The organism is Arthrobacter sp. GAS37 (assembly GCF_044908325.1).
In the GTDB taxonomy this organism is placed as follows: Bacteria; Actinomycetota; Actinomycetes; order Actinomycetales; family Micrococcaceae; genus Arthrobacter; species Arthrobacter ramosus.
Map to the genome: position 1 here is coordinate 1 of NZ_JBIYDB010000017.1, position 24,284 is coordinate 24,284.

The 24,284-nt window shown below is 65.2% G+C and carries 20 protein-coding genes and 1 tRNA gene; 5 read left to right on the top strand and 16 right to left on the bottom strand.

The window, feature by feature from the left end; all coding sequences use genetic code 11:
* The coding region (locus ABH924_RS14415; protein ID WP_404499787.1) for a fibronectin type III domain-containing protein at nucleotides 1-996 on the top strand (996 nt) is incomplete at its 5' end.
* A gap of 127 nt (nucleotides 997-1,123) precedes the next feature.
* Here ABH924_RS14415 and ABH924_RS14420 read toward each other — a convergent pair.
* From ABH924_RS14420 to ABH924_RS14440, 5 genes are all read right to left on the bottom strand, one after another.
* Nucleotides 1,124-1,579, bottom strand: coding sequence for an EAL domain-containing protein (locus ABH924_RS14420; protein ID WP_404499789.1), 456 nt, complete (start codon nucleotides 1,577-1,579; stop codon nucleotides 1,124-1,126).
* A complete protein-coding gene (locus ABH924_RS14425) occupies nucleotides 1,470-3,197 on the bottom strand; it encodes a putative bifunctional diguanylate cyclase/phosphodiesterase (protein WP_404499791.1) in 1,728 nt (575 codons plus the stop codon). Before ABH924_RS14425 ends, ABH924_RS14420 begins: the two co-directional genes overlap by 110 nt.
* 66 nt (nucleotides 3,198-3,263) lie before the next feature.
* Complete coding sequence (locus tag ABH924_RS14430) at nucleotides 3,264-4,274, bottom strand: WxL protein peptidoglycan domain-containing protein (RefSeq protein ID WP_404499793.1); 1,011 nt, start codon at nucleotides 4,272-4,274, stop codon at nucleotides 3,264-3,266.
* A 269-nt stretch (nucleotides 4,275-4,543) separates the two neighbouring features.
* A complete protein-coding gene (locus ABH924_RS14435) occupies nucleotides 4,544-4,864 on the bottom strand; it encodes a hypothetical protein (protein ID WP_404499795.1) in 321 nt (106 codons plus the stop codon).
* A 380-nt stretch (nucleotides 4,865-5,244) separates the two neighbouring features.
* A complete protein-coding gene (locus tag ABH924_RS14440; RefSeq protein ID WP_404499797.1) occupies nucleotides 5,245-5,943 on the bottom strand; it encodes a TetR/AcrR family transcriptional regulator in 699 nt (232 codons plus the stop codon).
* A 130-nt stretch (nucleotides 5,944-6,073) separates the two neighbouring features.
* Here ABH924_RS14440 and ABH924_RS14445 point away from each other — a divergent pair, with 130 nt between their 5' ends.
* The 4 genes from ABH924_RS14445 (at nucleotide 6,074) to ABH924_RS14460 (ending at nucleotide 11,679) form a co-directional block, all read left to right on the top strand.
* On the top strand, nucleotides 6,074-7,216 hold the full coding sequence (locus ABH924_RS14445; RefSeq protein WP_404499799.1) for a VOC family protein: 1,143 nt from the start codon (nucleotides 6,074-6,076) through the stop codon (nucleotides 7,214-7,216).
* Complete coding sequence (locus tag ABH924_RS14450; protein ID WP_404499801.1) at nucleotides 7,213-8,151, top strand: fumarylacetoacetate hydrolase family protein; 939 nt, start codon at nucleotides 7,213-7,215, stop codon at nucleotides 8,149-8,151. The genes ABH924_RS14445 and ABH924_RS14450 overlap by 4 nt, the downstream gene beginning before the upstream one ends.
* Entirely contained in the window at nucleotides 8,148-10,061 is a 1,914-nt protein-coding gene (locus ABH924_RS14455; protein ID WP_404499803.1) for an acyl-CoA synthetase, read from the top strand. Before ABH924_RS14450 ends, ABH924_RS14455 begins: the two co-directional genes overlap by 4 nt.
* A 70-nt stretch (nucleotides 10,062-10,131) precedes the next feature.
* Complete coding sequence (locus ABH924_RS14460) at nucleotides 10,132-11,679, top strand: bifunctional 3-(3-hydroxy-phenyl)propionate/3-hydroxycinnamic acid hydroxylase (protein WP_404499805.1); 1,548 nt, start codon at nucleotides 10,132-10,134, stop codon at nucleotides 11,677-11,679.
* 48 nt (nucleotides 11,680-11,727) lie between these two features.
* On the opposite strand, the gene ABH924_RS14465 is transcribed toward ABH924_RS14460, so the two are convergent.
* From ABH924_RS14465 to ABH924_RS14515, 11 genes are all read right to left on the bottom strand, one after another.
* A tRNA-Asn gene (locus ABH924_RS14465) sits at nucleotides 11,728-11,800 on the bottom strand.
* A gap of 63 nt (nucleotides 11,801-11,863) precedes the next feature.
* Nucleotides 11,864-13,825 carry a DNA primase gene (gene dnaG, locus ABH924_RS14470; protein ID WP_404499807.1) on the bottom strand — a complete coding sequence of 654 codons (1,962 nt, stop codon included), beginning with the start codon at nucleotides 13,823-13,825 and terminating at the stop codon, nucleotides 11,864-11,866.
* A gap of 59 nt (nucleotides 13,826-13,884) precedes the next feature.
* A complete protein-coding gene (locus ABH924_RS14475) occupies nucleotides 13,885-15,195 on the bottom strand; it encodes a deoxyguanosinetriphosphate triphosphohydrolase (protein WP_404499809.1) in 1,311 nt (436 codons plus the stop codon).
* Nucleotides 15,196-15,308: 113 nt separating this feature from the next.
* Complete coding sequence (dusB, locus tag ABH924_RS14480; protein WP_234750747.1) at nucleotides 15,309-16,490, bottom strand: tRNA dihydrouridine synthase DusB; 1,182 nt, start codon at nucleotides 16,488-16,490, stop codon at nucleotides 15,309-15,311.
* Nucleotides 16,491-16,548: 58 nt separating this feature from the next.
* Nucleotides 16,549-17,160 carry a response regulator gene (locus ABH924_RS14485; RefSeq protein WP_234750748.1) on the bottom strand — a complete coding sequence of 204 codons (612 nt, stop codon included), beginning with the start codon at nucleotides 17,158-17,160 and terminating at the stop codon, nucleotides 16,549-16,551.
* A complete protein-coding gene (locus ABH924_RS14490; protein WP_404499812.1) occupies nucleotides 17,157-18,329 on the bottom strand; it encodes a sensor histidine kinase in 1,173 nt (390 codons plus the stop codon). Before ABH924_RS14490 ends, ABH924_RS14485 begins: the two co-directional genes overlap by 4 nt.
* A 22-nt stretch (nucleotides 18,330-18,351) precedes the next feature.
* On the bottom strand, nucleotides 18,352-19,128 hold the full coding sequence (locus ABH924_RS14495) for an ABC transporter permease (protein ID WP_404499814.1): 777 nt from the start codon (nucleotides 19,126-19,128) through the stop codon (nucleotides 18,352-18,354).
* A complete protein-coding gene (locus tag ABH924_RS14500; RefSeq protein WP_404499816.1) occupies nucleotides 19,125-20,063 on the bottom strand; it encodes an ABC transporter ATP-binding protein in 939 nt (312 codons plus the stop codon). The genes ABH924_RS14495 and ABH924_RS14500 overlap by 4 nt, the downstream gene beginning before the upstream one ends.
* Nucleotides 20,064-20,168: 105 nt before the next feature.
* Entirely contained in the window at nucleotides 20,169-21,596 is a 1,428-nt protein-coding gene (locus ABH924_RS14505) for a YibE/F family protein (protein ID WP_404499818.1), read from the bottom strand.
* A 136-nt stretch (nucleotides 21,597-21,732) separates the two neighbouring features.
* Nucleotides 21,733-23,106: an FAD-binding oxidoreductase gene (locus tag ABH924_RS14510; RefSeq protein ID WP_404499820.1), complete on the bottom strand. Its 1,374-nt coding sequence runs from the start codon at nucleotides 23,104-23,106 to the stop codon at nucleotides 21,733-21,735.
* A 203-nt stretch (nucleotides 23,107-23,309) separates the two neighbouring features.
* The gene (locus tag ABH924_RS14515; RefSeq protein ID WP_404499822.1) at nucleotides 23,310-24,284 is read right to left on the bottom strand and encodes a GNAT family N-acetyltransferase; all 975 of its coding nucleotides are present in this window, start codon (nucleotides 24,282-24,284) and stop codon (nucleotides 23,310-23,312) included.

The window sequence follows — 24,284 nt, forward strand, 5'->3', positions numbered from 1 at the left end:
AACGGCGGCTCCGCGATCACCTCCTACGCCATCACCCCGCACGCCGGCGCCACGACCCTGGCCCCGGTCACCGTCACCGGGAACCCGCCCGCCACGACCGCGAACATCACCGGACTCAGCAACGGCACCGCCTACACGTTTACCGTCACCGCCACCAACGCCATCGGCACCTCACCGGCCTCCGCGGCCTCGGCACCGGTCACCCCCACCGCAGCCGCGACGGCACCCGCCGCCCCCACCGGGGTCACCGCGACGGCCGGGAACGCCTCCGCCGCCGTGTCCTGGACGGCCCCGGCCAACGGCGGCTCCGCGATCACCTCCTACGCCATCACCCCGCACGCCGGCGCCACGACCCTGGCCCCGGTCACGGTCACCGGGAACCCGCCCGCGACGACGGCGAACATCACCGGGTTGAGCAACGGCACCGCGTACACCTTCACCGTCACCGCCACCAACGCCATAGGCACCTCACCGGCCTCCACGGCATCGGCGCCGGTCACCCCCACGGGAACAACCACCTCGACCATCACCAACGGCGGCTTCGAATCCGGGCTCAGCTCCTGGATCACCGGCGGCGTCAAGGCACCCGTGGCCTCCACCATCGCCCACACCGGAACCGGCTCCGCGCTCCTGGGCCTGGCCTCAGGAGCCGAACCCCTCGGCGACAGCAGCCTGTCCCAGACCATCACCGTCCCCGCCACCGGAACCACCACCCTGTCCTTCTGGTACCAGCCCCACAGCCAGGAAGACCCCTGCACCGGAAATGCCTGCCCGTACGACTGGATGGAAGCACAAGTCCGCACCACCACCGGCACCACCCTGGGAAGCCTCTTCAAACTCTGCAACAACAACGGCACCTGGACCCAGCTCACCGCCGACCTCACCGCCTACAAAGGCCAGACCATCACCCTCTGGTTCAACGTCCACCTCGACGGCTCCACCCCCGCCGACGACACCTGGATGTACCTCGACGACGTCACCCTCACCAACGGGTAAATGCACCAGACGCCAAAATCCCTGCCCTCTACTGAGGTCGGGGATTTCGGGTAACCGCTCGGCGCCCTGCTGGTCCGGGCTGGATTACACGTTCAAGCCCGGTCCGCCCCGCTGAGTGTCGGACCCTTCACGTCAGCCAGGCCGTGACTTGGTCAGCCGGCATTGCCTTACTCCAGAGGTAGCCCTGGGCATGGTGGACGCCGAGGCGTCGAAGTTCGGCGAGTTGATTGGGAGTTTCGACTCCTTCCGCGATCACAATCAGGTCGAGGGTGCGTGCCATGCCTAAGATGAGTTCGATGATGGAGGCCCTCTGCGGGTCCGTGTCGAGTACCTCAATAAAGGACCGGTCGATCTTCAGGGTGCGGGCGGACATCCATTGAATGTAGCTCAATGAGGAATAGCCGGTGCCGAAGTCGTCGATGGAAAGCCCGACACCGAGGTCGTGCAGCCTGTGGAGGGTCTCCGATGGAAGCTCAGGTTGCTCCATCAACACGGTTTCGGTGATCTCCAGGTTCACCGCCGCTGGATCGATGCCCGCCGCCAGAGCCGCTGTGTGCACGATGTCCGGGAAGTCGGGGGTCACGAGCTGGCGGGCGGAAATGTTCACTGCGGCCCAGAGGTTCCCGGCTCCCGGCTCCCGGAACATTGGAGCGCCACCGCTGGACCTGGGCCAATGCCTCGTTGAGCACCCAGGTTCCGATTGGAACAATGAGGCCTGTCTCCTCGGCGATGGGGATGAACGTGTCCGGCATGATCAGTCCGTGTTCACGATGACGCCAGCGCAAGAGGGCCTCAAACCCGACCGTTTGTTCCGCATCCAGTTCAATGATGGGTTGGTATTCCAGGAAAAGTTCATCCCGTTCCAAGGCCACGCGCAGGTCGGATTGCAGGTCCAGGCGCCCGGCTGCCTGCCCGGTTGTGCGAGAGTCATAGACCACTGAGCCGTCTCCACCGGCGGCCTTAGCTTCATACATGGCCGTGTCCGCGCCGTGCAGCAACGATTCCGCAGTGTCTCCCGGGCCCGAGACGGCGATCCCGACACTGACGTTCAGGAAGATCCTTCGTCCGTCAATATTAAACGGCTGCCGGGTCGCCATCCTGATGCGTTCCGCAGCCGCTGCGGCGTCGCGGGTACCCAGGTTCTCGCAAACGATGACGAATTCGTCGCCGCCGAATCGGCCCACGGTATCGCCCGGTCGGACGGCAGTCCGGAGCCGTTCGCCGAGGAGGATCAAGAGAGCGTCCCCGGCCGTGTGCCCGATGCCATCATTGACGAGCTTGAACCGGTCGACATCCACGAACATCACCACTACCCGCCGGGATGCCCGCCCCAGGAAGCCCTTGAGCACATCGATGAGCAGATATCTGTTCGGCAGGCCAGTCAACGCGTCGTGGCGGGCCTGCCATTCAAGAACCTGTTCGGCGTCTTTACGGTCAGTGATGTCCATGACCGTGGCTAGGAAACGCAACGGCGCCCCGCTAGTGGCGTCATGGGTCATTCTGGCTTGGGACTGCATCCACCGAAGCTCACCGTCGGCCCTCATGATGCGAAACTCGTACTCAACACGCTTCGTGCCTGAGTCAAGCGCCCGCCGCGCGGCCTCGATCACCTCCAGGTCCTCAGGATGGACCAGCGCCAGGGACTGTTTCCGTGAGACCAGTTCGCCCGGGGCCAGTCCGTAGATCCGGGCATATTCATCTGAGTGCGACCACCGGTCCGAAACGATGTCGTGTTCAACGCTGCCCATGTGAACCATTTCTTGGGCGGCGATAAGGCGTTCAAGTTCGGCTGCGGCCACCTGCAGACGTTTCAGCTCAGCGATGTCCCGCGTTATTTCCGTGGACACGGCCACCGCCGCGACCGTCATGGCACCTATGCCTCGGACAGGACTGACCGTGGCATACACCGTGAACCCGCGTCCCGTTCGGTGCTGCATCCAGAACTCACCTGCCCAGCCTTGGCCCGCGGCGATCCCGTCCGTGATCTCCTGCATGGTCGCTGCCTGTCCCGGTACGTCCAGGCTGGCGATGATCCCAAGCTCGGTGACTTTCCGACCGAGGACCTCCGTGGACCGGAACCCGTAAAGCCGCTCGGAGGCTTGGTTCCAATAGATCACCCGCCAGATGTCATCGAGTCCGATAACCGACTGCTCGATTTCCTCCAGCAGCAGCGACTGCATCACCAGATCATCTTGCTTCATTACACGCATTGCCCCCATCGCTGCCAACATCCGGAGTCCCCTGGAAGTTCCAGAAGGTTGTGAGCGTCAACGTACAGCCGACTGCGGGGCTTCTCGTTCATTTGCCGAGACCTGGGCGATGGCGCGGCGGGCTCTACGAACAAAGCGGACCATCCGCCAGGAACCATAGAGGGCCGCTAGGACGACGAGCAGTCCGGTGATGATGAGTAGCCATGGGGCGTAGTTGATGGTGGTCTCCGCATGCCCGGTGCCGGCCTCGGAGGTGATGGTTGCTTCCGCGTTGCCGGCCTGGATGAGGGGTGCCTGAATTAGCTTGGCGTGCAGATCGAGATTTGCTCCGGGGAGCATGCTTTCGGGGGTGTCGAATGTGAGTTGGGTGTTCGCTCCGACCCAGCCGCTGATATCGAGCTTGGCGGACGGGTGCAGGATGGTGTTGCCCGTGTTCTTCAGGGGCAAGGTGAATGTGAGCGCGTCCCCGCTCTGCTGCCAACTCATATCGCCGTGCTGAAGGGACTTGACGGCGGTGCCGGCGACGTTGAGATAGATGCGCACGCCCTGGCGCTGGATGACGTCCAAACGGACGGCCGTATCTCCGTTGACTTTGGTCGTTTGGCCCTGGACCGGGGGGCTTTGGATGATCAGCCCACCGGCGTAGTCGCCCGGCGGGGTGCCAGCCGGCACGCTGATCCGGAAGGGGACTGTAAGGTCCGAGTTCGCCGGCACTGTGATGTGATCAGCGTTCAATTGCGCCCAGGCTCCGACGCCGGAGCGGGCGTCGGACTGGGCGGCCAGCGCGAAGGTCCCCTGCGGTGTGCTTTGGCCGTCTACCGGATAGTTGAGCAGCGTTACCGGTGTCTGGGTGTGGTTGCTCACGATTGCGGTGCCATCCGCGGCTGCTCCGGGGTAGAGGGAGAGGTGGAAGAAGTCCGATTCATTCGCAGGCCGGATTCCGAGGGTCCCGCTGTCTACCGCCGCTGCCTGTCCGGCGGAAGCGAGCAATGCCAAGGCAAGCACCGCCGTCATGAGGGCGGCACGCAGAGGTCCGTGAGGCCGGGCGCGCACGGGTGGGCTGGTCACAGAGCACACTGCCTGTCAGGCGATGGTGTAGGTGAGGGTCGAAGTGTACGGGTTCAGCGCGGTGGATCCGACCGCGGCGGAATAATTGGATCGGTAGGCGTTGGCCGGGACGCTGAGACTAAAGGTGGGGGTTAGGGTATAGATTCCCCTGCTCGGACTCGCCGCCGATACCAGGGCCTGGGCCGACCCGGTGAAAGTCAAGGCAGGTGCGGTTATTCCTGTAGCCGCATCAGCGCCGATGCCCGCTGTGACAGTGCCCGGGGTGATGCTCAGGTCGCCGACGGGAATGACGCGCGCGGTCGTTTCGATGGTTCCGGCTGCGCTGGTGGGGCGGTCGCAGTGACCGAAAGAGTCCAGGCCGCACCCGTGCCACGGGCGTCGGTGATGGTCCACAGCGTGGAGGTACCCGTGGCTGTCTGGGTGGCCCCGGTCAGTGTTACGCCGGCCAGGGTAGCACCCGCGGTGGTCGATGTCAGGGCACCGCCCGAGACGGTGGAGACCACTGTATCTGCCGACGCGGGGGAAAGTGCGGCGCTGAGCAGGATTCCGGCGGCGGCAAGGATGCCTGCCGCCTTGAGGATTTTGCGCATGGGATTTCTCCAGATGTTGGTGGGCACACCAAGAACTAGTGCCACAGATTGGCATGAAGTATTGTTTGAGACCGCAAAACCGTGACAGGCCAATGATCGAATTGATTGGCGTGGATCCGAGGGCGGGTTGAACAACCCGCGGCTTCCCGCATCCGGCCTGCCGATAGGCACTGGATTCTTGCGCGAGAGCAATAAGGAATCCGTTCTGCAGCCCCCGCCATGAACGAACGCCACCAACGATGTGGTGTGTATTCGTGACTGTACGCGTCAGGAGGTTGATAAGCCACACGACGCGTACCGCACAACCCACAACACCGGTGCTACTTGCCTGATCGTTCGACCTGATCGACTAGCCAACAAGCGGGCCCAGGTCACGCAATTCAGCGGGCCGCGTCTCCGTCGATTGTCGCCTCGTCGACGGCACCGCGCAGCTCTGCCGTATGGAGCTCGGGGAGTGGGCTGCGACATATTGCACGAGCTTCGTTGGCAGACACACCCAGCATTCGTAGGAGTGCCTCGGCCGCCCGATCCGTCGTCTCGGCGTCGTCGCGGTCCGGTTCGGCATGCAAGAGCTGTCCGAGGAAGGTTGCCGCGCCGACGGCGCACACCACTGCGACGTCGACGTCTGTCATGGTGAACCGACCGGACTCGATGCCGGCCTGGATGTCGCGCCGCACACGCGGTGCCAGCCCTGTCTGCGCGCCGAGGAGGTCGAGTGCGCTGTGCAGGATCACCTTGCTGAGCTGAGGTTCACGGCGGTGGAAACGACCGGTCAACCGGAAACTGGTCGCAAACGCGACGGCGGGGTCGTCGACGTCGGAGGTGAGTTCGTCGAGGACCGCGCCGAGGAGGTCCAAGACGTGCTCGACCGCTTCCTCGAACAGCTGGTCTTTCGACTCAAAGTGGTTGTAAAAGGAGCCGAGCCCGACGTCCGCAGCCTGGGTGATCTCCAGCACCGGGATGTTGGTCTGTCCTTGAGCAAGGAAGGACTGTGCTGCGCGGATCAACGCGGCACGAGTCTGCGCCTTCCGTCGATGCGACCGGCTGGGTTCAGGGGACGAGGCCGGGGCTGGGGTCATCGTTGCCTCCTTGAAGTCATTCGGTCACAGAAAGCCTAGCAGCGCGCCGTCAGAAATGAAGAAATCTTCAATTGCCCTTGACTGACGATATCGTCATAATCGATGATTTAGTCAGAAAGAGAGGCAATCCATGAACGACCACCACGACCACCACGGCACCCACAGCGACCTCCACAGTGAGCAGGGGGCGCTGCGAGGCGAGCACCCCGGACGGGCGGCGAACCCGATCATCAAGGTGCACGACATCGCCTGGCTCGAGTTCCAGAAGCCAGACCTGGCCGCTGCAGAGACCTTCGCGCAAGCCTTCGGATTCGCCACGAGCCTGCGCACCCGTGACGAGCTGCACCTCCGGGGCACCGACGCCGGAGCGCCGTGCGTGATCGTACGGCGCGGACCGAGATCGCAATACCTGGGTGCCGCGTTCACTGCGGCCGAGGCCTCGGACGTCCTTCGCCTGGCTGAGGCGACAGGCGCGACCTCGAAGAAGCTACCGGAGACGATCGGCGGCATGGGCGTCGATCTCGTGGATCCGAGCGGCGCTTCCATTCGCGTCGTCGCAGACACGCACAAACTCCCTTCCCTGCCGGCCCAGACGCCCCTCACCTTCAACGCCGGCCACGAGGTGGTGCGGGCCAACCAGACCCAACGGCCGCTGCGTCAGCCAGCGACCGTCCAGCGCCTCGGTCACGTCGTGCTGCAGAGCACAAAGTACCGTGAAACGCTCGACTGGTACCTGCACCACCTTGGCCTGATTGTCAGTGACTTCCTCTACTACCCGGGGCAGCGCGAGCGGGGGCCGACAATGAGCTTCATCCGCTGCGACCGGGGTTCGACACCGACCGACCATCACACGATCGCGATGACGCTGGGCCCGACGAATCGCTACGTGCACTCGGCATACCAGGTGGCCGACATCGATGCCCTGGCCGCGGGCGGTGAGCTTTTGCGCGACCTTGGGTACCACCGCTCGTGGGGAATCGGCCGTCACATCCAAGGCAGTCAAATCTTCGACTACTGGCGTGACCCCAACGGCTTCCTGGTCGAGCACTTCACCGACGGGGACATGTTTGACTGCACCCTCGAGGCCGGTTGGGCACAAATGACCGCCTCCGGTCTCGCCCAGTGGGGCCCTCCGGCCACCAAAGACTTCCTCGGTATGACCCCTGGCCGGGAGTCGCTGCGTGAGCTGGCCTCGATGGTCTCGGCGCTCCGCGACGACAACGAGTTCGATTTCATGCGCCTGCGCGGCCTGATGAAGGTAGCCACCTCATGACCATCTCCATCCTGCGAACCGCAGACGACTGGTGGGTCCACACGCCCTCCGGTGCCGCCCGTATCGCCACCCCGGCAACCACCACGGGCGAGCTGCTCGCCGATCGTGCGGCCATCCAAGCCGCGATCGGCGGCAGCGAGACCGTGCCGGTGGAAAACCTCGACCTCGTCTCGCCGATCACAGTGCCGTGCCGTGTGGTGGCCCAGATGACGAACTTTGCCTCGCACGCGAGGGACGCCGGCATGGATCCTAGAAAGATTCCATTGACATTCTTCCGCAAGTCCTCGGGCTCGATCAGCGGGCCTTATGACGACGTCGTCCGGCCCGGGCACGTGCGTTTCCTCGACTACGAGGCCGAGATTGGCCTCGTGATGGGCCGTGAGACCCCGGTCGGCGCTGAGATCAACGATGAGACGATCGCCCACTACGTCGCAGGGCTCGTGATCACCAACGACGTCTCGGCCCGCGACCTGCAACTCCCGAAGACCCAGTTCTACGAGTCCAAGTCCTACCCGAGCTTCACCCCCACCGGACCAACGCTCGTGCTCTTCGACGATGAGGACTGGAAGCGCTTTGGTGAGCTGCGGTTGCGGCTTTGGGTAAACGGCGAGATCCGCCAGGACATGACGGTGGCCGACATGATCTACCTCCCAGTCGAGGCGTTGCGGGCACTCACCCGCTTCCAACACCTCTCCCCGGGTGACCTGGTCCTGACGGGCACGCCTGTCGGCACCGCACTGACCGCACCACCCAAACCAGTAGAGCTGATCGCCAATCTGCTACCTCCGGCCGCCAAGTGGCGCCTGTTCTTCAAGGCCCAGGGCCACAATCCCAAGTACCTCAAGAGCGGTGACGTCATAGAGATCGCCATCAGCACCGACGACGGGAAGGTCGACCTGGGGCGCCAAGGCACGATGGTGAGGGAGGCCCGGTGAACGGCACGCCCCTTTGGCCGCGGTACTCAAGCCCGGACGACGTCGTCGAGATCGAGAAGACCCCCCTCTCCGAACGCGGTCTTCCGGCGTCGACGTACGAGCTGCTGTCTAGGGCCGCCCAGCTGTGGCCGGATCGCACGGCGGCGGCGATACTTCGGGACGCTGGGCGCTGGCAGGAACCGGTCAAGCTGACGTTCTCCGAGCTTCTCCGCGACGTAAACCGGATAGCGAACCTGCTGGCAGAAATCGGGGTTGGCCGCCAGGACACCGTTGCCTTACTCTCGCCCAACTGCCAAGAGCTCATCGCCGCGACCCTGGCCTCCCAGGCTGCTGGGATCGCTGTCCCGATCAATCCCGGCTTGTCCGAGGATCACGTTGCGGAGTTGCTCCAGCGCTCGGGTGCGCGCGTGCTGGTGGCCGCTGGGCCCGATCTTGATCCGGTGGTGACCGAGGCCGCGTTCAGTCTTGCGAAGAAGGGCCTGGTGGACCGTGTGCTCCTTTTGTCACCAACCGGGCAGGCACCAACCGGCCTGGGCGGGACCGGCCTGGGCGGGAACGTGGGATACGCAACCGTGGACTACCTGATGCGGCTGGCGGCGGACGCATCGCCCGAGCAGTTCCACGGCGATCGGCCCGGACCAGGCGATCTGGCGGCAATCTTCCACACCGGCGGCACCACCGGCACCCCGAAGCTGGCGGCACACACCCAGGCCAACGAGATCGCCGACGCTTGGATGCTCGCAGCCAACGAGCTCGACGACGAGGACGCCGTGTACTTCGCCGCCCTGCCGCTGTTCCACGTCAACGCTCTCGTGGTGACCGTCCTCGCTCCCCTTTTCAAGGGCCAATCGGTCGTGTGGTCCGGACCGCTGGGCTATCGCGAGCCTGCTCTCTACGAGGTCTTCTGGGAGATCGTCGAGCACCACCGGCTTACCGCGATGAGCGCCGTTCCTACCGTCTATGCCACGCTTGCCGCGGCTCCCGTGAATGCCGACATCAGCAGCCTTCGCCACGCCATGGTGGGAGCCAGTCCCCTGCCCGCGGCCGTGCGTGCCGGCTTCGAGGCAGCCACCGGCGTCGCCCTCATCGAAGGGTACGGTCTGACGGAAGCGACGTGCGTAAGCGTACGGAGCTTCCCAGACGCCGCCAAGGGCTCGCTCGGCTTTCGACTTCCCTACCAAGAGATCAAGGCAGTGCACGTCGACGACGCCGGACACTGGCATGATCTCGGACCAGGCACAAGAGGCCTGCTGGTGATCAAGGGCCCCACGGTCTTCCCCGGCTACGTCACCGGCAATGGCCCCGACGGCCCCTTGCTCGACGGCCTCGGCAAACTGCGGGACGGCTGGCTCGACACCGGCGATCTCGGACAGGTCGATGCGGACGGCTTCGTCCAGCTCACCGGTCGCGCCAAGGACCTGATCATCCGAGGCGGCCACAACATCGACCCCGCAATTATCGAGGACGTTCTCCTCACCCACCCGGAGGTGACCGGCGCAGCGGCGGTCGGCAGACCTGACCGGCATGCAGGGGAGGTACCGGTCGCCTACGTCACCTTGGCCGCGGGTGCGACAACCAGGACCGAGAACCTGATTCGATGGGCGGAGGACCGGGTCGGGGAACGGGCGTCCACGCCGAAGTCCGTCACCATCGTCGACCAGCTTCCGGTCACTGCGGTCGGAAAACCGTACAAACTCGCGCTCCGGGCGGACGCCACAAGGGTAGCGCTGAGCGAGGCCTTGCGGGAGATGGCCGCTGTGCACGCCGTGGAAGCCGATATCGAGGACGGCGCGATAGTCGTCACAGTGAGTGCTGACGAGGCATCGCATACGAAGGTCACGCGCGCTCTGGACGAGTACGGCGTCCGCTGGCGGGTCACGCACTGGCCGGCACCAAAGGCGGATCGATGATCACCGTCCTCGCGGTGGTCATGATGGCGCTACTCGTCAGCTATCTTGTTCTCGGTGCGGCGGCAAGAGGATGAGCGCCCACAACTATGGCGCGGTGCCTGTGGTCGTGATCGGCGCTGGTCCTTCCGGGTTGGCTGTCGCCACCCTACTCGGCATGTACGGCGTCGAGTGCCTCGTCCTAGACCGTTGGGAAGGCGTCTATCCGCTACCACGAGCGGTACATCTTGACGACGAGGTCTACCGCATCCTCAACCGCATAGGCGTGGCGACGCAATTCGCCGGGCTCAGCCGCCCTGCACGCGGGCTGCGTTTGCTCACACCCGGCCACCAGGTGATCGCGGAGTTCCAGCGATCGACCGATAGCGGCGCCCACGGCTACCCCCAAGCGAACATGTTCGACCAGCCGGACCTTGAGCAGCTCATGCGCGACAACCTCCGGATTATGCCTTCGGTGACCCTGCGCGGCAATGTCGAGGTGCTCAGTGTGACCCAAGGCAACGCGGCAGTCCGGGTGGACTTCACGGATCGTGTCACGGGAACGCGCGAGTCGATTCGTGCCAGCCACGTCCTCGGCTGCGACGGCGCCAACAGCGTCGTGAGGGAAGCTATCGGCGCGGAGATGGAGGATCTGGGCTTCGAACAGCGATGGCTGGTTATCGACATCGACACCGCGGCGCCACTGAATCAGTGGGAAGGTGTCCACCAGCTGTGCGACTCCTACCGCGCCGGTACCTACATGCGCGTCGGAGAGGTCCGCTACCGCTGGGAGTTCCGACTGCTGCCCGGCGAGACTGTCGCCGACTTCGCGACGATGGATACTCTCCATCCGCTGATCCGGCCGTGGACGGGCGACGTCCCGGCGGACGATCTGCACGTGCTCCGCGTGGCCGACTACACCTTCCACGCCCAGATCGCCAACAAGTGGCGCGACCGTCGCGTCTTCCTCCTCGGCGACGCCGCTCACCTAAGTCCTCCCTTCATAGGTCAAGGCATGGGGGCAGGACTCCGAGATGCGATGAACCTGGCTTGGAAGCTCGCCGGCGTTCTTGCCGGTGACCTGCCCGCGACCGCGCTGGCCAGTTACCAGACCGAGCGCAAGCGGCACGCGCGAAGAACCATCACCCTCGCAAAACTGGTCGGCCTCACCATGACCGCGGGTGGTCGCGTCGGTACCGCGCTGCGGAGGTTCCTCGGACCGGGCCTGCACCTCGTGGCAGGACTCGCAGCCCGGTCCTGGACGGCGCTACCCCCTGGCTCTCGCACTCGACTATCCGCAGTCGCCCACACCTCCGCCGTCGGACGTCTCTGCCCCAACGCCCCGACGTCGGTTAGCCCGGACGCCAACCGATTCGACGACGTCGCTGGAGACGGATTCGCGCTGTTAGCTCTCGCGATCACGCCCGAGGAGTGCGAACGCATCCTTCACAAGGGCGCGGCACCTGTCGTCCCCGACCCCGGATCTGAGCTCCACCAGTGGCTGGTCCGTCATCGAGTCGCTGCTGCGGTTGTCCGCCCGGATCGCACCGTGATGTTCACTTGCGACTCCGTCTCCGGGAGCCTCACCCGCCTGCCGTCGTTCCTCCCGGCAACCGCGCACGCTGAACGAACAAAGCGATGAACCAAAAATCCCCGCCCTCATACTGAGGGCGGGGATTTTTGAGTAAAGCTCCTCCGACTGGACTTGAACCAGTAACCCTTCGATTAACAGTCGAATGCTCTGCCAATTGAGCTACGGAGGAATGAAGCGTGTACAAGCCTAACAAAGGGCTGCCGGGAAACGAAATCGGTGCCGTTGAAGGCCCTCAGCTATCCATGCGGAGAGCGCGGCGCTGCATTTCCAGCTGCATGAGTTCCCGGTTGAGCCGCTGGAACTCCTCCGGCTGGGCCGAGGCGTCCAGGCGCTGCAATTGGCCCATCTTGTCCGCCTTGACCCTGGTGATCTGTAGTTCGAACAGGCGGGCCAAAATGTCGCGGCAATACCGCTGAAGCGCTTCGGGAGTGCTGGCGGGCAGCGGAACCACAGCAAGCTCGGAGACCAAACCCTGAAGTGGTTCCGGAACTTCCTGGCGGATCCCTTCCACCCAGGCCACAGGGTCTCCCGCGTGGGCCAGCCCGGCTGCCCGAACAGCCGTGTGTACCGCAGAGTAGGCCGGAGTGACGAAGTGGCAGGCCTCAAACCGTTCCCATGCTCCACCGCTAAGCGCGGATTCGCCTCCTAGGACAGCGGGGTTCTGGATGACCACCTCGAGGGCCTGCCGCTCCATGGCGGCAATGGGATCCCGGGGATCCGGGCGCATGAAGGCGATGGGAGCGTCCGACGGCGGTGCTGCCGCCGGCTGGCCGGCCTGGCCCGGGGTTGTGCCCTGCCCGGCCCCCGGGGCTCCTGCGGTGCTCGCCGCACCTGCAGTTCCCGCAGTGCCCGGCGCGCCGGAAGCAGCGCGCTTGGCAGCCAACCCCACTGCCCGGCTGACCTCCTCAATGGGCATGCCGAGCCAGCCTGCCAGCTCGCGGACATATGCCGGACGGATGCCGGAATCGCGGATCTGTGCCACCACAGGGGCCGACTCCCGCAGGGCGGCGACCCGGCCTTCCACGGTGTCCAGGTTGTGGCGTTTGAGGGAGGCCCGGATGGCGAATTCGAAGAGGGGCCGGCGGGTGCCGATCAAGTCCCGGACGGCCGCATCCCCCTTGAGCTGGCGCAAATCGCAGGGGTCTGCTCCGCTCGGTTCCACGGCCACGTAAGTCTGCGCGACGAAACGCTGGTCCTCCTCAAAGGCGCGCAATGCCGCCTTCTGCCCGGCGGCGTCGCCATCGAAGGTGAAGATGACCTCTCCCCCGGTGCCGTCGTCGGACAGCAAGCGGCGGGCGATCTTGATGTGGTCCGTACCGAAAGCCGTACCGCACGTGGCCACAGCAGTACCGACTCCGGCAAGGTGGCAGGCCATGACGTCCGTGTACCCCTCCACCACCACCAGTTGCCGGTCCTTGGCGATGTTCCGTTTGGCGAGGTCGATGCCGTAGAGGACCTGGGACTTCTTGTAGAGCACGGTCTCCGGAGTGTTCAGGTATTTCGGGCCTTGGTCGTCCTCGTAGAGCTTTCGGGCTCCGAAGCCGATGGTGTCGCCGGCGATGTCCCGGATGGGCCAGATGAGCCTGCCGCGGAAGCGGTCGTAAATGCCCCTGTTGCCTTCCGAAAACATCCCCGTCAGCTTCAACTCGGCGTCCGTGAACCCGCGTCCGCGCAGGTGTTTCAGGAGTGAGTCCCAACCCTGCGGCGCGTAGCCGACGCCGAACTGTTCGGCTGCGTTCCGGTCGAAACCGCGGCCATGGAGGAAGTTTCGGCCCTCGGCGGCACCTGCCGTGAGCAGCTGGGCACGGAAGAACTCGTCGGCTATCTTGTGGGCATCGAGCAGCCGTTGGCGTTTACCGACCTCTTCGCGGTTGGGACCGGTGCCGCCGTCTTCATAGCGCAGCTCGTAGCCGATCCGGGCTGCAAGCTTTTCCACGGCTTCGTGGAAGGAGGTGTGGTCCATCTTCTGGACGAAGGAGATAGCATCGCCGTCTTCACCGCAGCCGAAGCAATGGTACCGGCCTACTTGGGGACGGACGGTGAACGACGGCGAGCGCTCGTCGTGGAAGGGGCAGAGGCCTTTGAAGGTGCCCAGGCCGGCGCCCTTGAGGGTGACGTAGCCGTCCACCACTTCCTTGATATCGGTGCGCTGGCGTACTTCGTCGATATCTTCACGTTTGATCAGGCCAGCCACGTCACCATCCTAGTCGCTCAGGCGGGCAGCCCCTGAGCGGGCCGACAACTCGACGGGGCCTACCAGAGCGACGGCAGGCTACCCACCAGGCGTTCGTACATCGCCAGCGCCGAAGCGTCCGTCAGGGACGCCACCTGATCGATGACGACGCGAAGCCGGGCTCCGTCGTCGGGGGCGTCCCGCCAGTCTGCAGCGAACATCGGTTCCAGGTGCCGGTCTCCGCTCGCGTTGAGTACGCCCACCAAAGCGTGCAGGACTTCGCGCTGGCGCTCATACACGGGCTGCCGATGGTCGGTGGAGATCACGAACGTCGTGGCTAGGCCCTTCATGGCGGCGATCTCCGTGGTGGTGTCCTCCGGGACCATGAGTTCAGCGCCGTAACGGGTGAGGTGGTCCGGACCGAAGCGGGCGCGCGTGGTCTCCAAGGCACTTTGGCAGAACCGGCCAATCAGCTGGCTGGTCATGTCCTTCAGCGCAGCCATCGATTTGCGGCTGCCGTCGGCCTCGCGGACCCACACACTCGTGGCTTCGAGGCGGGCCAGGGCGGCATCGATTTCGGCGGGATCGTTGTGGGGCAGGTACCACTGCTTGGTGTACCCCACCACGCGGGCCCGGTGATCAGGATTGTCCAGCCATTTCAGCTGGAAGTGGCCTGCAACGATGGCGTCCTCAACGTCGTGGACCGAGTACGAGATATCGTCGGCCAGGTCCATCACCTGGGCCTCTATGCAGGAGCGGTTGCCCGGCGCGCCGTCACGAAGCCAGGAAAACACGGGCAGATCGTCTTCATAGGCACCGAATTTGCTGCTCCGCTGTCCGTGGATGACCGGGGCGTCGACGGCGGACCACGGGTATTTGGACGCGGCGTCGAGGCTCGCGCGGGTCAGGTTCAGGCCCGCGGGCCGGCCGTCGGCGGCAAGGACCTTGGGTTCAAGGCGGGTCAGCAGGCGCAAGGTCTGGGCGTTGCCTTCGAAGCCACCGATTCCGTGGGCTACCTCGTTGAGCGCGGATTCCCCGTTGTGGCCGAAAGGCGGGTGGCCAAGATCGTGGCTCAGGCACGCCGTGTCCACAACATCCGGATCGCAACCGAGCGCGCGGCCCAACTCGCGGCCCACCTGGGCCACTTCAAGGCTGTGGGTCAGGCGGGTGCGGACGAAGTCATCGGTGTCCGGCGCGACTACTTGGGTCTTGGCGCCGAGCCGTCGGAGGGCCGACGAATGCAGCACCCTTGCCCGGTCCCTCTCGAAGTCCGAGCGGTAGGTGTTCTTCCGGGGTTCCTGGACCCAGCGTGCCGAGTCGGCCTCCACATAGCCTGGAATGCCCGTTGCGTTTTCGGCCGGGCGTGCTGCAGACATCGCTTCAGTTCCCATGGGTATCTGCCTCCTCCGCTTGCCGTGCACCGGCGTCTCTTCAGCCAGTGCCTATGCAGCCAGTTTTCCACGACTCTGGCCGTGCGCGTGCACGCGGCGACCCGGGCCGGGCTTTAGCCGCCTGAGACGTCGAGTTCCGCTGCGGCGATATCGCGCGTCTGATCGGCGTCCATCTGCCTGCTGAGCAGCCAGTCCTTGGGCAAGGCCGGCCTCTTGGGGGAACCTGCGCGTCCTCGCGGGCCCTCCGAGTCGACGCCCGGGTACGGCAGGTCCATGTCGAGTTGGTCCAGCAGTTCGCGCAGGACCTCGAGCGTTGGCACGGTGGCCAGTTTGGCGCGCAGTTCCCCGCCCACGACGTAGCCCTTGAAGTACCAGGCCATATGCTTGCGGATCTCGCGCAGCGCCTTGTACTCGTCGTTCCCGAAGGTTTCGATCATGAGCTCGGCGTGCCGGTAGACGCCGTCGGCTACCTCGCGCAAGCCCGGACGGTGGCGCTCGTCGCTTCCTTCAAACGCTGCCTGGAGGTCACCGAAAAGCCACGGGCGGCCTTGGCAGCCACGGCCCACCACGACGCCGTCGATCCCGGTTTCGCGCACCATGCGGACTGCGTCTTCGGCGGACCAGATATCGCCGTTGCCCAGGACCGGGATGTCCGGGAGGGCCTCGCGCAGCCGTGCGATGGCGGACCAGTCGGCCTGGCCGGAGTAGAACTGCGCGGCCGTGCGGCCGTGGAGCGCGACGGCGGCAACGCCGGAATCCCGGGCGATGCGGCCGGCGTCGAGGTACGTGAGGTGGTCCTCGTCAATGCCCTTGCGCATCTTGATGGTCAGCGGGATATCGCCCTTGGAGGCTTCCTTGACGGCGGTCTGGACGATGGAGGTGAAGAGGTCGATCTTCCAAGGAAGGGCGGATCCGCCGCCGCGCCGGGTGACCTTGGGCACGGGACAGCCGAAGTTGAGGTCGATGTGGTCCGCCCGGTCTTCCTCGACGAGCATGCGTACGGCCTGGCCCACGGTGACAGGGTCCACGCCGTACAACTGCACGGAACGGACCTTTTCGTCGTCGTCGTGGGAGATGATGCGCAACGATTCCGGAGTGCGCTCAACCAGGGCACGGGAGGTCACCATTTCCGCGACGTACAGACCGCCGCCGTATTCACGGCACAGCCGACGGAAGGCCGAGTTGGTGATGCCGGCCATCGGCGCAAGGATCACGGGGGTGTCTACGGTGATCCGGCCGAGCTGCAGCGGGGGCAGTTCGAGCTTGGGCGAAGGGGGCGTTGCTACTACAGTCACCCGTCCATTGTCTCAAAGCGGGGCAAATCGACTGGACCCCTCAAAGACGAGGCGGGGCTCAGAGCAGCCAGCCGTTGTCTTCGGCGATCCGCACAGCCTCGGCACGGGTCCGGCCGCCGGTCTTGGCCATCGCGGCGGACAGGTAGTTCCGCACGGTCCCTTCGGAAAGCATCGCGGACTTCGCGATATCGGCCACCGTTCCGCCGTCGGACGCTGCCTTGAGCACCTCCCCCTCGCGTTCGGTCAACGGACTGTCTCCAGCGGTCAAAGATTCCGCGGCGAGCACGGGGTCCACCACCCTGAGCCCCTGGTGGACGCGGCGCACCGCTTCCGCCAATTGCCGCGCCGGCGTGTCCTTGACGACGAATCCGGAGGCACCGGCCTGCATGGCGCGCTTGAGGTAGCCCGGCCGTCCGAAGGTGGTCACCATCAGGACCCGGCACGACGGCGCGGCCCGCCGCACGGCCGCTGCCGCGCTGATCCCGTCCAGGCCGGGCATCTCGACGTCGAGCATTGCCACATCGGCGGAGTGCTCGACGACGGCGGCCGCCACCCCTGTCCCGTCGCCCAGTTCGGCGACCACCTCGATGTCCGGCTCCAGTCCCAGCAGAGCCGCGAGTGCCCCGCGCACGAGCGCCTGGTCGTCTGCGATCACCAATCGGATGCTCATACCTCAACCGCCAATCTGAACCCTCCCAGGTCACTCGGGCCAATGCTGACCGTTCCCCCGGCGGCACCCACGCGTTCGCGGATCCCGGCCAGTCCGTTCCCGGAGCGGCCCCCTGTGGCCGGGCCGACGCCGTCGTCCTCCACCAGAACGCTCGACGCCGTCAACCGGACGCGGCAGCGCGCGGCACCGGAGTGGCGCACCACGTTGGTGATGCCTTCGCGCAGCACCCAGCCGAAGAGCTCCCGGAGCCGCGCCGGAACCTGCTCCACGGTTCCCGGCAATTCGGCGTCGATCCCGGCCGATTCCAAGGCCGTCCGGGCAACTGCGAGCTCCGCAAGGACGTTGACGCCCCGGTAACCGGCCACCGTGGCCCGGACGTCGGCGAGCGCACCGCGGGCCAAGTCCTGTACCGCAGAGATCTCGGCGGCTGCCCGGTCCCGGGCAGGGTAGTCGCCGGGGACGGTGTCCAGCATCCGGCCGGCCAACTCGGCTTTCACGGCGATCACCGTCAGGGAGTGCCCCAGGATGTCATGCATGTCCCGGGCCACGCGGCTGCGCTCTGCGGCGACGGCTGCGTCGGCCAGTTCAGTCTGTGCTTCGCGGAGCCGTGCGGTCTGCCGGATCAGCCGCGCGAAGGCGGACATCATGAGGCCGAGGGACAAGATGATCCCGGCCTGGAGCAAGGCCTGCTCCCCGTTGCCCGTCACCAGCTGGGTGGAGAAGGAGGCGAGGGACAAAGTGACGATCAGGAAGAAATCGGTGCGCGGCGGAAGGGACGTCATGGCGATGGCGCAAGCGAGGAACGTCCAGGTCCACAAGGCTTCCCTTCCGATGATGAGGATCATCAGCCCGTTCAGCGCCAGCAGGATGCAGACGGACACGATGCCTGCCCGGACGCCCAGGCGCCAACTGATCTGGGGCAGGAAGACGTAGGCGGCGAAGAACACGATCAGTGACGCCGACGCCGCCACTTTCCAGGCCAAGGGCTCGTCCACGGACCACACGATGTTCCACGTCGGCCAGGCCCAGAGCAGGATGGACAGTCCCGCACCGATGAACCAGCCTCGTGGCCCAGGACCGCGGAACATCGGACCGCGGAACATGGTGCCGCTGAACACGTTTCCGGTGAACACATCCCTGAAGGAGGTTCCGCGTTCGTTGCTGGTCATGGTGCTTACCCTAGCGGCCGGTTCAGACACGTTTCGTGTCGCGGCGGAATGCCATGGCCGCCCCGGCCACGAAGATCACGAGCCAGATCAGCACGTTGAGGATCCACGCCCAGTCGAACTCACCGGTGATGGGGCTCCGGGCCCATTGCCCGATCCCATACGCGGGCGTGAACTTGGCGATGTTCCCGAAGGTCTCCCCCATGATCTCGATGGGCATGAACAGTCCACCGAGCATGGCAAGGATGGCCAGGGCCGGGCCGAGGATCTGCATGACGTTCTGGCTCGGCATGAGGTATCCGACGAACAAGCCGAGGGCCGCGAAGACCAGGGAGCCCAGCCAGGCCACCAACCCCGCTGTCAACCAGGTCTGGGCATCCATGGTGACACCTGCCAGGGCACCGATGACGAACTGGGCCACGACGGCAATGAGGGACAGCGTCAGCGCAGCCATGGCTTTCACCGCGATGTATGCCCCGGGCAGGAGAGGCGTGAGGCGAAGCTGGCGGCTCCAGCCTTGGGCACGTTCCACCGCCACTTGGCTTCCGGCTCCCGTAGCGGCGGTCATCGCGGCGTAGACCGTGAGGCTGATGAGGATGTATTGGCCGTAGCTGTGCCCGTTGGGCAGGAGCTTGTCCTTGTTGGACAAGCCGAAAATGAAGAAGAAGATGGCCGGCATGAACACCGTGAACATGATGGTCCGGCGGTTCCGGAGCATGCGCTTGATCTCGATCCAGAGGAAGGTGCGGTTGACCCCGCCGGTGGACGGTTTCCGTTCCTGGACGACTGTTGCCGTGCTCATACGAGGTCTCCTTCAAGAGTGATGCTCGTGGATTCAGGAGCGGCGTCGTCTCCGGTGAGGGCGACGAACGCCTCCTCAAGGTTGTTGGCCGCCACTTCGACGTCGTGGGCACCCGTGTTGTTGAGCAAGTACCGCACGACGGCGTCCGAGTCGCCCGTGCGGACGGTGAGGCGGCCGCCGTCGTACTCCATGCTTTCGACGGGCGGCATCCCGGCGAGCAGCCCGCGCTCTGTTGCCGGAAGCGAAGCCTTGACGGTGCGGCCGGAGGCCAGGTTCTTGATCTGGGCGGCAGTGCCGTCCGCAACGATGCTGCCTTGCCGGACCAGGACAATCCTGTCCGCGTAGGCGTCGGCTTCTTCGAGGTAATGGGTGGCGAAGATGACGGTCCGTCCGCGCTGGGCGTCGGTCCTGATGGCGGTCCAGAAGTCGCGCCGTCCCGCGACATCCATGCCGGTGGTGGGCTCGTCCAGGATGAGCAACCCGGGATCGGAGACCAGTGCCATGGCGAAGCGCAGCCGTTGCTGCTGGCCGCCTGAGCACTTTTCCACCTTGCGATCGGCGATCTCCAGGATGCCCGCCCGCGCCAGGACTTCGTCCACAGGCCGGGAGGAGTCGAACATGGCAGCGTTGAGCTGCACGGTCTCGCGCACGGTGATGTCCCGCAGCAAGCCGCCGGTCTGCATGACCGCTGCCACCTGGCCGCGGGCGATGGCTCCCCGCGGAGTGTGGCCGAAGATGGAAACGCTTCCCTGGTCCGGTGCGCTCAATCCGAGGATCATGTCGATGGTGGTGGTCTTGCCCGCCCCGTTGGGACCGAGGAACGCCACCACCTCCCCCGGCTGCACGGTGAGGTCCAGGCCGCGGACGGCGTGGACCTTCCCGAAGCTCTTGTGCAGTCCGGCGGCGTGGACGGCCGGCACACTCGCTGTTGTCATGACTCTCCTTGGCTTTGGTTTGCTCCACTACCCATCAAAGCCGAGATCCACGTCCGGTGCCCGGGCGTGTGTCACCAATGAGGGATGACAAATGTCATCGAGATGCTAGCGGCGCTCGGCTTCCCTGCGTGCCCGCCTGGTCATGACGACGGCGGCAAGCTCGCCGGTGTCGAACGATTCGAAGGCGTCGACAGACCCGGCGGTTTCAAGCTCCCGGACGTCGCCGTCGTCTGGTGGTGCAGAATCCGCGGCGACCGCGGCCGCCAGCCGCCTCGGACCGGTCGCTTTGACCACCAGCACGGCGATCAGGGTGGTCACGGGGATGGCCAGCACCAGGCCGATGGAGCCCACCAGGGTGCGGATGACTTCCTCGGACAATTCGGCACTGGTGAGGGCATCGACCAGCGGGCGGTCGTACAGCATGACAATGATCAGGATGGGCAGCGCGGCACCGGCGTAGGCGAAGGCGATGGTGTAGACCGTGGAAGCGATGTGGTCCCGGCCGATCCTCATGGCCGAGGTGAACAGCTTGCGCGCGCCGGTCTCCGGCGCCAGCTCGTAGAGCTCCCACACGGCCGCGGACTGGGTGATCGTCACATCGTTGAGGACTCCGAGCCCGGAGATGATCAGCCCGCAGAGGATGATCCCGGAGAGGGAGATCTTGTCCGACATGTTCACCAGCGTGGCGCCCTCGCTGCTTCCGATCCCGGTCAGATTAGCCGCATCCGTGGCCCAGGCCGCCAGGAGCGCCGTAATGCCGAGGCCGAAGATCGTGCCCAGCAACGCTGTGGAGGTCTTGGCCGAGAATCCGTGGGCGAAATAGAGCACCCCCATCATGATCGCCGTGGAGCCGACCAAAGCCACCAGCAGCGGCGGCTTGCCTTCCACCAATCCCGGAAGCATGAAGCTGACCATCACCACGTAGGCTCCGGCCAGTCCAAGGAGCGCCCTGAAGCCGCGCCAACGCGCGACCGCAATGACCACCACGGCATACAGGATCGCCAGAAGCGCCATGGGGACGGTCCGCACGAAATCCAGGAAAACGTACGACGGCGAGCCGTTGCCTGCCGCTGCGCCCTGCACCCCGGAGAGGTTCAGGTAGCGGATGCTGTCCCCCACTTTGACGCCGTGGGACTTCGCGACATCCGGGTTGATGACCACTTTCACGGGGCTGCCGCCGTTATCCGGCTGCGTGGACGCGAAGGTGCATTGGGACCCCTGCGGCTGTGTGCCGCTGCTTTGATTCGTACCGTTCGTACCCGGAGCCTGGGTCCCTTGCGTGCAGCTTTCCTGGGTGACGGCTTGGATCTTGCCGGTATCGAACGTCACCCCGGGAGCGGCTGTGTAGGGGCTTGCGAAGGTTATGCCTTCCTTGCTCCCTGACGGCCACATGACAAGCATGGCAACGATCGTCAGCACTGCAATCGGAGCCAACACGGCCACGAGGAGCCAGTTGGCCCGCTTGCGTGCCGCGAGCGCCTGCGGGCTTGGCTCGAAATGCTCTGTGTGTCCGTGTGAATGGCCGTGACCCATTAGCTGCAAAACCTCATGCCCACAAGCCTACGTGGGGCAGCGCTGCGTCCCGCCCAACTGACTGGCAGTTGTTGTCGTTATGAGGGCTCAAAACGACAACAACTGCGAGCCAGTTGGGCGTGGTTCGCACTCGGGTTCAGGCGGGTTTGATGTTTTGGTTCACGTGGAAGAGGTTTCCTGGATCGTACTTGCCCTTGATGGCCTGCAGCCGCTCGTAGTTGACCCCGTAGTTCTCACTGATCCTGCCCTGATCATCACCGTCCATGAAGCCGATATAGCCACCCGGCGAGGAGTGGGGGCGCAATGCCGCGGCGTAACTGCGGACCCAGTCGATGTTCGCCTCGTTGTCTGCGGGGTCGTTCCACATGCAGGCGATCACCGGAGAGAACTTGACGCCGCGGTTGACGAAGGCGGTGTCCGTCTGACCCACGCGCTGCACCGCACCGTCGATCGGGTAGACATGGACAGACGTCTGCACGCTGGGCACTTTGCTTCCGTACTCAAGATGGGCAGCAATGGCGCCGTCGTTGAGCTCGGAGAGGAAATTCGCTTTCCAGTAGGCCTGCATCCCTTTCGGAAGCAGCGGATCAAATGCCGAGTTGAGTGCCGGGTACGGCATGGGCCCAACAAGCGAACCCGCCACGGGGGCAACATCCAGGAACGGCTGCCAGCGGGCGGCTCCTTCGGCAGGATCACCGGTCCACATGCCAATGACCACGCAGACTGGTTTGCCGTGCCACTCCTCCGGCAGGAACGGTACGGGCGGCCCTTGGTGGAAGCCCACGAACGCCCCGAATTCCTCAGGGGCGGTGACCATGTAGTCGCGGTAGAACTTCGCAACGGTCTCAGCATGCTCCATGCCGTAGATGATGATCGCAGCGTGGACCATGTCCACCGGGTGCAGCTTGTATTCCAGCGACGTCACCACGCCGAAATTGCCTCCGCCTCCCCGCAAGGCCCAGAAGAGATCCTCGTTCCGGGTTTCGCTGGCAGTCAGGAACTTGCCGTCCGCAGTCACCACGTCAGCGGAGATCAAGTTGTCACAGGACAGGCCGTGTTTGCGGGCGAGATAGCCGATGCCGCCACCGAGGGTCAGGCCTGCGATGCCGGTGGACCCTACGATCCCGCCGGTTGTGGCCAACCCGAAGGCATGGGTCGCGTGGTTGAAATCTGCCCAGGTTGTTCCCGCCTCGGCACGGGCTGTACCGGCCTCGGGGTCAACACGGACTCCGGTGCGGTTGACGAAATCGATGACAAGGGCATCGTCCCAGGTCCCGAAGCCGGGAGCGCTGTGGCCGCCGCCGCGGATGGCCAAGGGCAGGGAATTGTCCTGGGCAAAGTTCACGCTGGCAATGACGTCCGCTACCTGGGCCACACGCACGACCCCGGCAGGGCGTTTGTCGATCATCCCGTTATAGACAGCACGGGCGGAATCATAGTCAGGATCACTTGGAGTGACGAGTTGCCCACGGAGCTGTTCGCGCAGTCCGTCGAGGGCTGTTCCATTCATGGGTGTTACCGCCGATTCTCTTCATGAGACCGGATTAGTTCCACCCGCCGCTACCCCACCAGACCAGCGGCCGGGGCTTACGTCGTCATGCCTACACCCATGCCACGGCCTCGTCAAGAGTTCACCCAAGTGGCTCGCATTAGTTGCCGTTATGAGGGCTCAAAACGACAACTAATGCGAGTCAGTTGGGCGGAGAGGAACGGTTATTCGCTGACCACCAAGGTGTCCGCACCGCGGAGCTTCGCCTTGCCCAGCTCCAGCAACGGATCGACGACGGCGCGCACGGCCGTCATGGAATCGTCCACTTCGAGGACCACGGGGTGCTGGTAGGCAATGAGCGCCAGCAGGTCACGGATTGCGGCGCGCGCCTCGTCATCCTGTAAAAGCGGATCGTGGCCAAGGAACACTTCCGATGGCTCGTCCGAGCTGCCTTGGGCATAGCTGATGGCGAAGGCCTGCAGCTTGCCCTTCCGGGTGGCCGGAACGCCCGAGCCAAAGGCACTCGCCCTAGGCGCTCGCAGCACGACCGCCCCGTGTGCCCCCGTCAGCTCGTCGAGGAACAGCCGCTGCACAGTGGGGACGCCGAGCTCGCCGGGGTTGTCCCAGTGGTGCACTGCTGTGTAGTACCGACCGACGACGTCGCTCAGTTCCACGGATCCCGTGGCGAGGTCTTCCACCTGCTCGGAAGCCGCTGCTTCGGAGCCGTCTCCAAACACCGGCAGCCTGAGCGGCTCGGGATCCACCACCACAAGCTGCGAACGCTGGATGGGTGCAAGTCCCGCCCACTCGGCGAACGCGGCACCGGCCGTGCCGGGCTCCACTTTGCTGCGCAGCCTGGTGACCCCCGACGGCGACTGCTCGGCTTCGCGCCGCAGCATGGTCAGGAGCGTCGCCCCTATCCCGCTCCGGCGGTGGTCCTTGGCAACCTCGATGTAGGCCCAGAGCCGTTCCGGGTGCAGTGAGGCCTCGTGGACCACACCTGCCGCCACCGGGATCCCGATGCCGTCAACGACGTCTTCCGCCACGACGCACCTGCGCCAAGGCTGGCCTTGACCGCTGTTGCTCGACGGCGCCAGGGCGGCGCGGAATTGCTGGGCCGGCAGGGTCTCGGGCCCACCCCACATTTCCAGGAGCGCAAGGTCGTCGCCCTCACGCCATTCGCGGTATTCGATGGACAC